The 14,298-nt window shown below is 64.7% G+C and carries 12 protein-coding genes; 3 read left to right on the forward strand and 9 right to left on the reverse strand.

Features of this window, described 5'->3' with window-relative positions; genetic code table 11:
- Positions 1 to 97: 97 nt before the first annotated feature.
- A complete protein-coding gene (locus tag HU230_RS34175) occupies positions 98 to 2,848 on the forward strand; it encodes a bifunctional acetate--CoA ligase family protein/GNAT family N-acetyltransferase (RefSeq protein ID WP_176534409.1) in 2,751 nt (916 codons plus the stop codon).
- 28 nt (positions 2,849 to 2,876) lie between these two features.
- On the opposite strand, the gene HU230_RS34180 is transcribed toward HU230_RS34175, so the two are convergent.
- The 5 genes from HU230_RS34180 to HU230_RS34200 all read right to left on the reverse strand — a co-directional run bounded on the left by HU230_RS34180 (position 2,877) and on the right by HU230_RS34200 (position 7,460).
- A complete protein-coding gene (locus HU230_RS34180; protein ID WP_176534408.1) occupies positions 2,877 to 3,662 on the reverse strand; it encodes a succinate dehydrogenase iron-sulfur subunit in 786 nt (261 codons plus the stop codon).
- An 18-nt stretch (positions 3,663 to 3,680) separates the two neighbouring features.
- A complete protein-coding gene (sdhA, locus tag HU230_RS34185) occupies positions 3,681 to 5,522 on the reverse strand; it encodes a succinate dehydrogenase flavoprotein subunit (protein ID WP_173639962.1) in 1,842 nt (613 codons plus the stop codon).
- A 3-nt stretch (positions 5,523 to 5,525) separates the two neighbouring features.
- The gene (sdhD, locus tag HU230_RS34190; RefSeq protein ID WP_176535291.1) at positions 5,526 to 5,900 is read right to left on the reverse strand and encodes a succinate dehydrogenase, hydrophobic membrane anchor protein; all 375 of its coding nucleotides are present in this window, start codon (positions 5,898 to 5,900) and stop codon (positions 5,526 to 5,528) included.
- Positions 5,901 to 5,914: 14 nt separating this feature from the next.
- A complete protein-coding gene (sdhC, locus tag HU230_RS34195; RefSeq protein WP_092121389.1) occupies positions 5,915 to 6,313 on the reverse strand; it encodes a succinate dehydrogenase, cytochrome b556 subunit in 399 nt (132 codons plus the stop codon).
- A 229-nt stretch (positions 6,314 to 6,542) separates the two neighbouring features.
- Complete coding sequence (locus HU230_RS34200; RefSeq protein ID WP_176534407.1) at positions 6,543 to 7,460, reverse strand: LysR family transcriptional regulator; 918 nt, start codon at positions 7,458 to 7,460, stop codon at positions 6,543 to 6,545.
- Between the two features lie 142 nt (positions 7,461 to 7,602).
- Between HU230_RS34200 and HU230_RS34205 the strand changes: the two genes are divergently transcribed.
- Positions 7,603 to 8,463, forward strand: coding sequence for a sulfite exporter TauE/SafE family protein (locus HU230_RS34205; RefSeq protein WP_176534406.1), 861 nt, complete (start codon positions 7,603 to 7,605; stop codon positions 8,461 to 8,463).
- A 7-nt stretch (positions 8,464 to 8,470) separates the two neighbouring features.
- On the opposite strand, the gene HU230_RS34210 is transcribed toward HU230_RS34205, so the two are convergent.
- Both HU230_RS34210 and HU230_RS34215 read right to left on the reverse strand, forming a co-directional pair.
- Positions 8,471 to 8,968 carry a hypothetical protein gene (locus HU230_RS34210; RefSeq protein WP_176534405.1) on the reverse strand — a complete coding sequence of 166 codons (498 nt, stop codon included), beginning with the start codon at positions 8,966 to 8,968 and terminating at the stop codon, positions 8,471 to 8,473.
- Between the two features lie 26 nt (positions 8,969 to 8,994).
- Positions 8,995 to 10,524 (reverse strand): malonate--CoA ligase, encoded by a 1,530-nt coding sequence (locus tag HU230_RS34215; protein WP_176534404.1) that lies wholly within the window; start codon positions 10,522 to 10,524, stop codon positions 8,995 to 8,997.
- An 87-nt stretch (positions 10,525 to 10,611) separates the two neighbouring features.
- Between HU230_RS34215 and HU230_RS34220 the strand changes: the two genes are divergently transcribed.
- Positions 10,612 to 11,373 (forward strand): SDR family oxidoreductase, encoded by a 762-nt coding sequence (locus tag HU230_RS34220; RefSeq protein WP_176534403.1) that lies wholly within the window; start codon positions 10,612 to 10,614, stop codon positions 11,371 to 11,373.
- Positions 11,374 to 11,518: 145 nt separating this feature from the next.
- Here HU230_RS34220 and HU230_RS34225 read toward each other — a convergent pair whose 3' ends face one another.
- On the reverse strand, positions 11,519 to 12,523 hold the full coding sequence (locus HU230_RS34225; protein WP_176534402.1) for an IS30 family transposase: 1,005 nt from the start codon (positions 12,521 to 12,523) through the stop codon (positions 11,519 to 11,521).
- Positions 12,524 to 12,636: 113 nt separating this feature from the next.
- The gene (locus HU230_RS34230; RefSeq protein ID WP_176534401.1) at positions 12,637 to 14,037 is read right to left on the reverse strand and encodes an MFS transporter; all 1,401 of its coding nucleotides are present in this window, start codon (positions 14,035 to 14,037) and stop codon (positions 12,637 to 12,639) included.
- Between the last annotated feature and the right edge of the window lie 261 nt (positions 14,038 to 14,298).

A 14,298-nucleotide genomic window follows, 5' to 3' on the forward strand; every position in this document is an offset into this window, starting at 1 on the left:
TGTCGCGGCGGCAATGGGTGCAACCGGGCGGGCGACGAAGTAGAGTTCGTTCGGGGGCGCCTCCCGCGCATCCACGGGTTTCCTGCGAGACCACGCAATGTCGACGTTCGGCCTGGAGCGGGTATTTTCGCCTCGAAGCATCGCTATTGTCGGCGGCAGCCCGCGGCCGTCGTCGCTCGGCGCGGCGGTGCTCCGAAACCTCAAGGCGAGCGGCTTCGCCGGCAGACTGGGCATCGTCAACCGGTACTATGCGGACGTTGATGGCCAGTCCACTGTTCCGGACCTGAAGTCACTCCCGTTCGTTCCGGACCTCGTCGTCATCAGCGCACCGGCGGCTGCGATCCCTGAGATCGTGGCGGAGGCAGGTCACGCCGGCGTTGCCGGCGCCGCGATCCTGTCGGCCGGTCTCGGCCATGGCACAGGCTCGCGCGCGGAGATCGTGGAGCAGACGGCGCGGCGGCACGGCATGCGCCTGGTCGGGCCGAATTGCCTCGGCGTCATGGTGCCGCGCGCGAAACTCAATGCGAGCTTCGCCTCCCATCAGCCGTCGGATGGCCATGTCGCGCTGATCTCGCAGTCCGGCGCGGTCGCGTCGGCGATGATCGAGTGGGCGGCTGAGCGGCGGCTCGGCTTCTCGGGCACCGCCTCGATCGGCGACCAGCTCGACGTCGACGTCGCCGACCTCTTGGATTATTTCGCGCTCGACGATCATACCAGCGCGATCCTGATCTACCTCGAAGCGGTCAAGGATGCGCGCAAGTTCATGTCGGCGGCGCGCGCCGCAGCGCGCATGAAGCCGGTCGTCGTCGTCAAGTCGGGGCGGATGGCGGAGGGGGCAAAGGCCGCCGCGACCCACACCGGGGCGCTGGCCGGCTCCGATGCGGTTTATGACGCCGCCTTCCGCCGCGCCGGCATGCTGCGCGTCTACGATCTTCGCCAGCTGTTTGACTGCGCCGAGCTGCTCGGCCGCGGCTTCGTGCCGCGCGGCAACCGGCTTGCGATCCTGACCAATGGCGGTGGGCTCGGCATCCTCGCGACCGATCGGCTGGCCGAGCTCGGCGGCATTCCCGCGACGCTGACGCCGCAGACCATCGCGCGGCTCGACGAGTTGCTGCCGCAGGGCTGGTCGTCAGCCAATCCCGTCGACATCGCAGGCGATGCCGATGCCGCCCGTTACGTGGTCGCGCTCAACGCGCTGCTCGATGACGCGAACAACGATGCGGTCCTGGTCGCGAACGTGGAAACCGCGGCGGCGCCGGCGGAGGGCATTGCCGAGGCGGTGGCGCAGTGCGTGCGTGACCGCAGGACCAAACGAAGTGCGGTCGCCGCATTGGTGCTTGCAGCATGGGTCGGCGCCGACGAGCGCACCGGCGCGATCTTCGAGGCGGCCCGCATTCCATACTTCCCGACCGAGGACGACGCAGTCCGCGCCTTCATGTATCTGGTGCGCTATCGCGAGGCCTCCACGGCGCTCGCCGCGACCCCGCCGGGCGTCGCATCGGTGTTCACGCCGGAGACGGCCGCGGCGCGGCATGTGGTTGTGAAGGCGTTGTCGGAAGGGCGCGCCTGGCTCGATCCCGCCGAGATCGTCGCCCTGTTCGAGGCCTATCGCATTCCGATCGTGACGACGGTCGTCGCTGACAGCGCCGAGGACGCCGCCGAGAAGGCGCTGCCGTTCCTCGCCGGGGGGCACGCGATCGTGGTCCGGGTGTTCTCGCGCGACATCAGGCACGCGTCCGAAGTCGGCGGCGTGATCCTCGACCTGCGCACCAAGGACAGCGTCGTCGAAGCGGCAAGGACGGTGCTTGAACGCGCCCGAAGCGCGCGGCCGGATGCGACGCTGCAAGGTGTGACGATCCAGCCGATGATCGTGCGGCGTGCGGCGCGCGAACTGATCCTCGGCATCGCCGACGATCCGACCTTCGGCCCGGTGATCGTATTCGGCCGCGGCGGCCCTGCGGTCGAGGTGATCAACGACAAGGCGGTGGCGCTGCCGCCGCTCGACATGAATCTCGCCCATGAGCTGGTCGGGCGGACGCGCGTCTCGCGGCTGCTCGGCGGCTATGGCGATGTGCCGGCCGTCCCGGCCGAATTGGTGCCGCTCACCCTGGTCAAGCTGGCGCAGATGGCGGCCGACATTCCTGAGGTCGCCGAGCTCGATATCAATCCGATGCTGGCGGACGAGACCGGTGTGCTCGCGCTCGATGCGCGGGTGGCGATCCGCAAGCCGGCGCGGCTGTTCGCCGGTCAAACCAGACTGGCGGTCAGGCCCTATCCGTCGCAATGGGAGGGCGAGCTTGCGCTACGCGACGGCGCGCGCGTCACGGTGCGCCCGATGCGGCCGGAGGACGAGCCGATGGTCGCCGAGTTCTTCAAGCGCGTCACCGCCGAAGACCTCAGGCTGCGCTTCTTCCACGCGATGAAGGAATTCTCGCACGCCTTCATCGCGCGCCTCACCCAGCTCGACTATGCGCGCGCGATGGCCTTTGTGGCGCTCGATTCGGGCACCGGCGAGATGATGGGGGCGGTCCGGCTGCACTCGGACTCGCTGTACCAGAACGCCGAATACGCGATCCTGCTGCAGTCCGATCTCAAGGGCAAAGGGCTTGGCTGGGCGCTGATGCAGCTCCTGATCCACTATGCGCGGTCGGAGGGATTGAAGCGTCTGTGCGGCCAGGTGCTGACCGAGAACACCACGATGATCGGGATGTGCCGCGATCTCGGCTTCACCGTCACGATGGATCCGGAGGATCACAGCATCGTCGATGTCGTGCTCGACCTCGATCGATCCACGATCGATGCGGTCGGCGCCGATATCCTGATCCGACCCGCGGCGGCTGGCCGCTGATCACAGCGCCAGCCGCGGCTGCGTCGGATCAGATCTGGCGTTCGACCATCTTGAACTTGAGCTCGGCGATCGCTTCCGAGGGATTGAGGCCCTTCGGGCACGCCTTGGCGCAGTTCATGATGGTGTGGCAGCGATAGAGGCGGAACGGATCCTCGAGATTGTCGAGCCGCTCGCCGGTCGCTTCATCGCGGGAATCGGTGACCCAGCGCGTCGCCTGCAGCAGCGCGGCGGGACCGAGGAAGCGCTCGCTGTTCCACCAGTAGCTCGGACATGAGGTCGAGCAACAGGCGCACAGGATGCACTCGTAGAGACCATCGAGCTTCTCGCGGTCCTCGTGGCTCTGCCTCCACTCCTTCTGCGGCGTCGGCGTCGTGGTCTTCAGCCACGGCTCGATCGAGGCATATTGGGCGTAGAAATTGGTGAGGTCGGGCACGAGGTCCTTGACCACCGGCTGGTGCGGCAGCGGGTTGACCTTCACTGCGCCGCCGGCGCTCACGTCGTGCATCGACTTGGTGCAGGCCAGCGTGTTCTGGCCGTCGATGTTCATCGCGCAGGAGCCGCAGACGCCTTCGCGGCAGGAGCGGCGGAAGGTCAGCGTCGGATCGATGTGGTTCTTGATCCAGATCAGGCCGTCCAGCACCATCGGACCGCAATCATGGGTGTCGACGTAGTAGGTGTCGACGCTCGGATTCTTGCCGTCGTCCGGGTTCCAGCGATACACCCGGAATTCGCGCGTCTCGGTGGCACCGGCCGGCTTCGGCCAGGTCTTGCCGCCGGAAATCTTCGAATTCTTCGGAAGTGCGAATTCAACCATGCTTGCTCGCCTTCGTTCTCAGTAGACCCGCGCCTTCGGCGGGATGTACTGCACATCATTGGTCATCGTGTAGTCGTGGACGGGACGATAATCGATCGCGGTCTTGCCGGCCGGATCGATCCAGGTCAGCGTGTGCTTCATCCAGTTCTTGTCGTCGCGGGCCGAGAAGTCTTCGCGCGCATGCGCGCCGCGGCTTTCGGTGCGGTTGGCCGCCGAATCCATCGTCACGACCGCCTGCACGATCAGATTGTCGAATTCCAGCGTCTCGATCAGGTCGGAATTCCACACCAGCGAGCGGTCGGAGACCGAAATGTCGCCGACGCCGCCATAGACCTTGTGGATCAGGTTCTGGCCTTCCTGCAGCACGTCGCCGGTGCGGAACACCGCGCAATTGTTCTGCATCACATGCTGCATGCTGTCGCGTAGCTTCGCGGTCGGCGTGCCGCCGGAGGCGTGGCGGAAGTGATCGAGCCGGCCGAGTGCGCGGTCGGCCGAATCCTTCGGCAGCTCCGGCTGCTTGGCGTTCGCCGTCAGCTTGTCGGCAAGGCGCAGCGCCGCGGCGCGCCCGAACACCACGAGGTCGATCAGCGAGTTGGAGCCGAGGCGGTTGGCGCCATGCACCGAGACGCAGGCGGCTTCGCCGATCGCCATCAGGCCCGGCACCACCGAATTGTCGTCGCCGTTGCGCTTGGTCAGCACCTCGGCGTGATAGTTGGTGGCAATGCCGCCCATGTTGTAGTGCACGGTCGGCACGATCGGGATCGGCTCGCGGGTGACGTCGACATTGGCGAAAATCTTCGCCGATTCGGAGATGCCCGGCAGCCGCTCATGCAGCACCTTTGGATCGAGGTGATCAAGGTGCAGGAAGATGTGATCCTTCTTCTTGCCGACGCCGCGGCCTTCGCGGATTTCGATCGTCATCGCACGCGAGACGACGTCGCGCGAGGCGAGGTCCTTGGCCGATGGCGCGTAGCGCTCCATGAAGCGCTCGCCCTCGGAGTTGACGAGATAGCCGCCTTCGCCGCGGGCGCCTTCCGTGACGAGACAGCCCGAGCCGTAGATGCCGGTCGGATGGAACTGGACGAACTCCATGTCCTGCAGCGGCAGCCCGGCGCGCAGCACCATGCCGCCGCCGTCGCCGGTGCAGGTGTGTGCCGAGGTGCAGGAGGCATAGGCGCGGCCATAGCCGCCGGTCGCCAGGATCGTGGTCTGGGCGCGGAAGCGATGCAGCGTGCCGTCGTCGAGCTTGAGCGCGATCACGCCGCGGCAGACGCCCTGGTCATCCATGATCAGGTCGATGGCGAAGAATTCGATGAAGAACTCGGCCGCGTGGCGCAGCGACTGGCCATACATCGTGTGCAGCATGGCGTGGCCGGTGCGATCTGCGGCGGCGCAGGTACGCTGCGCCTGGCCCTTGCCGTAGTCCAGGGTCATGCCGCCGAACGGGCGCTGATAGATCTTGCCGTCCTCGGTGCGCGAGAACGGAACGCCCCAATGCTCGAGCTCGTAGACCGCGTCGGGCGCGTTGCGCACCATGTATTCGATCGCGTCCTGGTCGCCGAGCCAGTCCGACCCCTTCACGGTGTCGTACATGTGCCAGCGCCAGTCATCGGGATGCATGTTGCCGAGCGAGGCCGAGATGCCGCCCTGCGCCGCAACGGTGTGCGAGCGGGTCGGGAACACCTTGGTGATGCAGGCGGTGCGCAGGCCCGCTTCCGAGCAGCCGACCACGGCGCGCAGGCCCGCGCCGCCGGCGCCGACCACGACGACGTCGTAGGTGTGGTCCTGGATCGGGTAGGCCTTGCCATTGGTAGCCGGGCCACTGCCGTTGGTGGCCTTGCCGTTTCCTTCACCGGCCATGGGTTATACTCCCGACGACAATTTGAGGATTGCGTAGATCGAGGCCAATGCGACCGCGACGCAGAAGAAGTTGTTCGCCATCACGCAGGCGATCTTCAGCTTCTCGTTATGGATGTAGTCCTCGAACACGACCTGCATGCCGATCTTCATGTGCCAGGTGCTGGCGACGATGAAGAGCAGCAGGATGATGGCGATCGGGATCGAGCCGAGGATCTGTGCCGCGCCGGCATGATTGCGGCCGATCAGCATGATCACCACGACGATCACGGGAACGATCAGGAGCGTCATCGCAACCGCTGTGAGGCGCTGACGCCAGAAATCGCCCGTGCCGGTATGGGCGGAGCCGAGGCCGCGGACGCGCTCCAGCGGCGTGCGCATCGAAGAGGGGCCGCTCATCGTCCACCTCCAACCGCGTAGGCAATGATCCAGACCAGCACGGTCAGCACGATGCCGGCGACCAGCGCGCCCCAGGTCAGGGCTTCGCGCTCATTGGCCTTGAAGCCGTAGCCGAGGTCCCAGACGAAATGCCGGATGCCGCTGCACAGATGGTGCATCAGCGCCCACGTGTAGCCGAACACGATCAGCTTGCCGATCGCGCTGCCGGTGAAGGCCTGGACGTTGGCGTAGGCGGTCGGACCGGAGGCGGCTGCGATCAGCCACCAGGCGAGCAGCAGGGTGCCGAAATAGAGCGCCACACCTGTGGCGCGGTGGACGATGGACAGCGCCATCGTCAGCGTCCACCGGTAGGTCTGCAAATGGGGTGAAAGCGGTCGTTCGATCCTGGCGGTCATCGGCGGGCTTTATGTTGTGAGGGACCGCGGCCGGCCCATCGGGGAACGCGGTAGAGGAGTTCTATTTACGGAGTCGGATCAGCCCGCGCAACGGCCAAATAGCCTTCGGTCGAACCGAAGTTCATTGTTAGAGTTGCCGAATTCTGATTGCTCCGCAGTGTGGTATACCAGATGCAAGGTCGAGTGAACCAAGAACTGAATCTGTAAATCCGTGGATCGACCGGCGCGTTTAACTGTGCACGGATGGGGCCCGGACGGCATCGATTTTACCCCATTGTTCCACCAGATAATCGACGAATGCCCTGATCTTAGGCGATGCGAGGCGTGACGGCTGAAGCATCAGATGCAGCGGCGTCGGGGCCGGCTCATGATCGATCAGCAGGCGTTGCAGGCGGTCGCTCGCGAGATCGGACTGCACCTGCCACGATGGCGCGCAGACGATGCCCGCGCCCTCGCGCGCCGCGCTGACCAGTGCCTCGAGGCTATTCATCCAGAGCCGACCGGATATGCGGAATTTGCGACCCGTCTTCGTGCCGTCGGCAAAGCGCCACTCCGCACTCCCTGGCGAATCGGAAAACACCAGGCAGTCATGCTCGGCAAGATCGTCCGGCGTCCGCGGCTCACCGCGCCGTGCGAGATAGTCAGGTGATGCGCACACAATCATCTGCAGATCGGTGAGCTTGCGTGCAACGAGCTGCGAATCGCGCAACCGGCCGATGCGGACCGCGAGATGGATATCCTCCTCGACCATATCGACGGCGCGGTCGATCAACAGCAGGTCGACGGCAACAGCCGGATAGCGGCGCAGAAACTCGACCAGCAACGGTGCGATCACGAGCCGCCCGATCAGGCTCGGCGAACTCAGCCGAATCCGGCCCGACGGCTGATGCGGGTCGCGCGCCAGCGCCGCCTCGATTTCCCTGACCTCGCCGAGAATCGATTTCGCGGGCTCGTAGAGAATTCGGCCGTCATCGGTCAGCGCGAGCCGGCGCGTGGTGCGCAGCAGGCGGGTGCCGAAATGCTCCTCGAGCGCGCTGATCTGGCGGCTGACCGAGGTTAGCGAGCTCGGCAGCGACCGCGCCGCCGCCGACAAGCTGCCGGTCTCGACTGCGCGGACAAAGGCCGCCATCGCCGCAAGCTGGTCCAAGCTCGATCCTTCCGCATTTCGCAAGAGAGCCTGTTCACGAGCATAGATACTCCCGAATCTCAAAAGGGGCTATTGCTGTCCGCGAACAGTCTCAAGACGGCGCTAATGCCTGCGTGCGGGCGCCAACCACTGCGCGAAGGACATGATGGCCGGCCTCGATCCCAAGGAATTGCTCGAACTCGCACTGCTGCTGATTGCGGTCGGCGCGTTGTCCGGCTTTCTCGCCGGGCTGTTCGGCATCGGCGGCGGCGCGATCCTGGTGCCGGTGTTCTACGAATGCTTTCGTCTCGCCGGCGTGCCGCTCGAAGTGCGGATGCCGCTCTGCATCGGCACCTCGCTCGCGATCATCATCCCGACCTCGCTGAGTTCGTTTCGCGCCCATTATCGCCGCGGCGCGGTCGACATGGAGATCCTGAAGCGCTGGTGGCTGCCGATCGTGATCGGCGTCGCCGCGGGCAGCGTCACGGCGCGGTTCGCGCCGGAGCGGCTGTTCAAGATCGTGTTCGTTGTGGTGGCGTGGTCGGCGGCGGCACGGCTGCTATTGGCGCGCGAGACCTGGAAGTTCGGCGACGACGTGCCGAAGGGCTTTCTGATGCGCATCTACGGCTTCTTCGTCGGCTTGCTGTCGACGCTGATGGGCATCGGCGGCGGCCTGTTCGCCAATCTCTTGATGACCTTCTACGGCCGGCCGATCCATCAGGCGGTCGCGACGTCGTCCGCGCTCGCGGTGCTGATCTCGATCCCCGGCGCGCTGGGTTACGTTTATGCCGGCTGGCCCGCCGCCGCGCGCTTTCCCGACGTCGCCGCGCTGCAACTGCCGTTCGCGCTCGGTTACGTCTCGCTGATCGGCGCGCTGTTGGTGATGCCGACCACGCTCGTCACGGCGCCGCTGGGCGTAAGGGTCGCGCACGCGCTGTCGAAGCGGGCGCTGGAGATGGCGTTCGGGGCTTATCTCTTCATCGTCGGCGGCCGATTTGTGATCAGCCTTCTCGGCGGACATTAGCCGCAGCTTAGTCCTTCAACCGGACCTCGCTGTTGCCCCAGTACCGCATGTCGCCGACCCCTTCGATACGATCCATATCGGAGAGCACCTTCAAGCGCGCCGCGGTCGCTTCATGACTGATCGCCCAGCCGAGCTCCTTGTAGCGTTCTTCTGCAATGGTCACGAACCACACGACCTTCCGCCACCGCGGCCTCAGAAGCGACAAGATGACCTCGTCGAGCTGATCTTCGGTCACTGAAGACGGAAGCTTCACCTCGCTCCATGCCAGTTCGCTGAAGAGTATGCTTGGCTTCCGCTCCTCGGTGGGTGGCAGCAAGTCCGGATATTGTTCGCAAATCGGAAGGAGAAGCTTGTCCTCGAGGTCCGCAATGACCTCTTGAACCGAATGATGGAATCGGGTCCGTTCCTGCTTGCCGAGCCCAGCGATGGCCATTTCAGCCTCGTACATTGCGTCCAAAGCGTCGAAGATTTGTAGACAAATCCTCTCGGCATACTCGCGGTTCATCGTTCCCTCGCGAAATCCCTCTTTCCTCAAGCCTTCGAATAGATATTCTTATAGGTATCCCGCAGAACGTTCTTCTGCACCTTGCCCATCGCATTGCGCGGCAATTCGTCGACCACGAAGACGCGCTTGGGCATCTTGAATTTGGCGAGCCGCCCGTCGAGCGCCTTCAGCACTGAGGCCTCGCTGATATCGGCGCCCTTACTGCAGACCAGAACGGCGGTGACGCCTTCGCCGAAATCTGCATGCGGCACGCCGATCACGGCTGACTCGATCACGCCGGGCATGGCATCGATCTCGCTCTCGATCTCCTTCGGGTAGACGTTGAAGCCGCCGGAAATCACGAGATCCTTGCCGCGGCCGAGGATGTGGACATAGCCCTTGCCGTCGATCTTGCCGAGGTCGCCGGTGATGAAGAAGCCGTCGCCGCGGAATTCGGCCTTGGTCTTCTCCGGCATCCGCCAGTAGCCCTGGAACACGTTCGGGCCCTTGACCTCGATCATGCCGATCGTCTCGCGCGGAAGCTCCTTGCCGGTCTCGGGATCCGTGACCCGCACCGAGACGCCGGGCAGCGCGAAGCCGACGGCGCCGGGCACGCGGTCGCCGTCATAGGGGTTGGAAGTGTTCATGTTGGTTTCGGTCATGCCGTAGCGCTCGAGCACGGCATGTCCGGTGCGATCAGACCATTCGCGATGGGTGTCGGCGAGCAGCGGCGCGGAGCCCGAGATGAACAGCCGCATGTGCTTGGTGGCGTCCTTGTTCAGGCCGGGGTTCTGCAACAGGCGGGTATAGAAGGTCGGCACGCCCATCATCACAGTGGCGCGGGCCATCAGCTTCAAGATCGCGTCCGGATCGAACTTCGGCAGGAAGATCATCGAGGCGCGCGAGAACAGCGTCACGTTGCTCGCCACGAACAGGCCGTGGGTGTGATAGATCGGCAGCGCGTGGATCAGCACGTCCTTGTCGGTGAAGCGCCAGTAGTCGACCAGCGAATACGAATTCGACGCCAGATTGTCGTGCGAGAGCATCGCGCCCTTGGAGCGGCCGGTGGTGCCCGACGTGTAGAGGATCGCGGCGAGGTCGTCATTGCCGCGCGGTACGGTGACGAATTCCTTCGGCACCTTGTCGGCCGCCTCGGTCAGCGAGCCCTTGCCGGTCGGGTCGAGCGTCTCGACCTTGGCGCCTACCTTGGCGGCGATCGCCTTGATGCCCTCCAGCTTGGAAGGATCGCAGACCACCAGCGCCGGCTCGGCATCGGTGATGAAGTATTCGAGCTCGTTCAGCGTATAGGCGGTGTTGAGCGGCAGATAGACGCCGCCGGCGCGCACGGTGGCGAGATAGAGCACCAGGGCCGAAACCGATTTCTCGGTCTGCGCCGCGACGCGGTCGCCCGGCTTGACCCCGCGTTCCACCAGCACGTTCGCCATCTGGCCCGCGCGCGCGATCAGGTCGCCATAGGAGATGCGGCTGCCGTCGAGCTGCTCGATCGCCAGCCGATTGGGGTCGTCGAGGCCGTCGAACAGGCGGGAAAACAGGTTGGCGTTGGTGGTCGTGTTCATGCAACATCCCCTGAGGGGCGAAAGCGCCGGTAAAGGTCCGGTTGGATTAGCAAAAACGCCCTTCGGAAAGCAACGGAGACAGTTTGCATGACAAATAATGGGAAACGCGTGGCCTGGGTCACCGGCGGCGGCACCGGAATCGGCGAATCCGGGGCGGAATTCCTGGCTGCGGACGGCTGGACGGTGGTGGTCTCCGGCCGCCGCAAGGAAGAGCTCGACCGCGTGGTGGCCAACATCACGAAGAAGGGCGGCAAGGCCGAGGCGATCCCGCTCGATGTCAGCAACAAGGCCGACGTCAACAAGGCCGCCGAGGCGATCGTCGCCAAGCACGGCCGCATCGACCTTCTGGTCAACAGCGCCGGCATCAACGTGCCGAAGCGCAGCTGGGCCGACATGGAGCTGGAAGGCTGGGACAAGCTGGTCGAGGTCAACCTCAACGGCGTGCTTTATTGCATGCGTGCGGTGCTGCCGACGATGCGCAAGCAGCAGGACGGCTGCATCATCAATGTCGCGTCCTGGGCCGGCCGCCACGTCTCGAAGATGCCCGGCCCGGCCTACACCACGACCAAGCACGCGGTGCTGGCGCTGACCCATTCCTTCAACATGGACGAATGCATTAACGGGCTGCGCGCCTGCTGCCTGTCGCCCGGCGAGGTGGCGACGCCGATCCTGAAGCAGCGGCCGGTGGTGCCGAGCGAAGCCGAGCAGGCCAGGATGCTGCAACCCGAGGACTGCGGCCGCACCATCGCCTTCGTCGCCAGCATGCCGGCGCGGGTCTGCATGAACGAGATCCTGATCAGCCCGACGCACAATCGCGGATTTATTCAGACGCCGACGAACAGGGATTAGGCGCGCCGGGTCTTCTCCTTCCCCCTGCAAGGGGGAAGGTCGGGATGGGGATCAGCCGCAGGCGATACTGTCTGCGGAGAGAGCAGATCCCCACCCGCTTTGCTCTTGGGAGCAAAGCGACCTCCCTTTTCAAGGGGAGATGGAGTCACGTTTGAAGTGCAACGATTGATTTGAGTTTGGAGAATGCCTCGGCGGGGGTCTTGAAGTCGAGGCATTTGCGTGGGGTATCGTTGAGGCGCTGAGCGAGGCGCCTGAGGGCGGCTGCCGTGATGAACCTGAGGTCAGTTTTGCGTGGCAGAGAGCGTCGTAAGCGCCCGATGGAGTTTTCCACGCCGCCTTTTTGCCAGGGACTATGGGGATCGCAGAAGAAGGTTTGGACGCCGAGGGCGTTGTGAAGCCTGTGATGCTCGGCGAACTCGGTTCCGTTGTCGAAGCTGATGGTTTTACGGATCGCCTGTGGAAGCTTGCCGAGTTGACGGGCGATGGTCCGAGCGGTGAGGACAGCTTTCCGATCGCGTGGGTGCAGCACGATGCTGAAGCGAGTTTGTCGCTCGTGGAGAACCAGCAATCCTTGGCCATATCGCGCGAACAGCATGAAGTCGGCTTCCCAATGACCCGGCGTCCCGCGGCCTTCGACCTCGGAGGGTCGTTCATCGATCGAGCGCCGTTGTTTAATGAAGCTGGCAGGGCTGCCGCCTGGGCGTCGCCGGCGCCCTCGCCTGAGTTTATGGCGCGGCAGCAGGCGGTGCCAGTAATCCTTCTGGGCCGTACAATGATAGATGAAACGATAGATTGACTCGTGGCTGATCATGACGCGACCATGTTCTCGCGCCAGTCGACCAGCGATCTGCTCCGGCGAATGTCCCATCGCAAGGCTTTTGCCGACGCAGTCCCGCAGGGCCGGCTGGCGCGCCAGCTTGAAGCGGCCATCCTGCCGTCGCCGACGTTCGGCTAATTGTTGAGCCCGGACAGGTTCGTAACCGCCCTTCCAGACCTTGGTAGGCCGCGAGTTGCGCTTCAGCTCCCGACTTATCGTCGACGTCGCGCGGTCAAGCGCAGACGCAATATCGTTTTGAGATTTACCGCCTACATGCAGGCGGTAAATCTCAACGCGCTCTTCAAGGCTGAGCTGGCCATAACATTGTCCCATCGCCACAACACCCTAGCAGGTGTTGCACTTGTGTCGTGAACCCAAGGGAGGTTGATGTGCGCAGCCCGGATGCAGCGAAGCGTAATCCGGGACAGGCCCATCTGCGATCCACGTCACTCACTGATCTCGTTCAGCTCCTTGCCGGAATGCTCCGGCACGAACAGGTACACGCCGATCGCCATCGCGATCATCAGCACGGGGATGCAGAGGAACGCCAGCGCGAACGAGCCGGTGCGCTGCTGGAGCGCGATCGAGACGAAGGGAAACAGCACGAAGCCGACGAAATAGGCGATCGCCCAGACCACGCCGTTGGCGGCGCCGCGGATCCGGGTCGGGAAGATCTCCGCCGTCAGCGTCGTGCTCGGGCCCCAGAAGCCGAGGAAGCCGAGACACCAGGCGAGCCCGAACGCCCACAGCAGGGCGCGGTCCTCGGAATAGACCCAGAGCGTCATGAAGATCGCGCCCTCGATCAGGGTCACGATGAAGGTGCGGCGGCGGCCGATCTTGTCGATCAGCCAGCCGACCAGGCACAGGCCAAGGAAGCCGCACAGGCCATAGAACACGTAGAACAGGCTGTATTCCGCGGTGGACCAATGCTTCTCGGTCGAGAGGTAAAGCGGCATCCAGGCGCCGACCGTGCCATAGATGCAGGTGCTGGCGCAGGCCACGAACAGCGCGACCAATGTTGAAGGCAGCACGTCGGGCATGAACACCTGGCGGATGCCGACCGACTGGGCCTTGCCGAACCAGGCGCTGTCGTCGTCCTTGACCGTGCCGCCGCGCGCCAGCGTCTCCGAGATGCGCCGCTTGCGATCCTGCGCGCGCACCCAATAGGGCGATTCCGGACAGGTGGAGCGGATATAGATCGCGAGCAGCGCGATCACGCCGGGCACCATCACGGCGATGCGCCAGCCGTAATTGGCAGCAACCAGCCCGGTGATCGCGCCGGCGAGCGTGGCGCCGAGGCACCAGGCCGAGCGCGTGATGCTGATGACGCGCCCGCGCAGCCGGGCCGGCCAGGTTTCCGCCACCAGCATCGAGCCGAGCGACCATTCGCCGTTGAGCGCAAAGAACAGCAGCGAACGCGCGATCACGAAGACCGTGAAGGTCGGCGACAGCGCCGCGACCGGCATCAGAAGCGAGAACAGCGCGATGTTGACCGCGAGCAGCGTGCGGCGGCCGTAGCGATCGGCGAGCCAGGGCCAGAAATAGAGGCCGGCGATGCCGACGAACAGCGCGATCTGCATGCCGGAGCGATATTCCGGCAGGCTCAGCTGGAATTCCTTGATCACCATCGGCGAGATCAGCGCGAAGATCACGCCGTCCATGCCGTCAAAGCCCCAGCCGAGCGCATTGGCGGTGGCGATGTGCCAATGGGTTTTCGTCAGCTCGGTGCTGCCGGCGACGGCGCGGTAGTTGGCGTATTGCAGGTGCTTTTGCTCGAGCGGGCCGATGTCGCTGCTGGCATCGTTCGCCGCAGGCGCGGCGCGGCCGTCAGCCGTGATGCTGCTCATGATTGCTTCTCCCCACTACCGCCCGTTGTGAAGCTGCGCCGCAATCTCAGGCTGAACCAATCAGGCAGGGGCGGCAAGCAAATTGCTCGCGGCAGCGCACCTGTCCATTCCGTTAAATGGAATGCGCGACGGCTGCGTGAAGCGCCACATGTACGAAGCGCGCGCCAACCGGTTTCAAGAATCACAAAGAGTTATTTCCGGAAACCGCCCGGAAAACCCCCCGTAGCTCAGGCCAACGACGACGCACACCAATCAACACGC

The sequence above is a fragment of the Bradyrhizobium quebecense genome, from assembly GCF_013373795.3.
Classification (GTDB): Bacteria; Pseudomonadota; Alphaproteobacteria; order Rhizobiales; family Xanthobacteraceae; genus Bradyrhizobium; species Bradyrhizobium quebecense.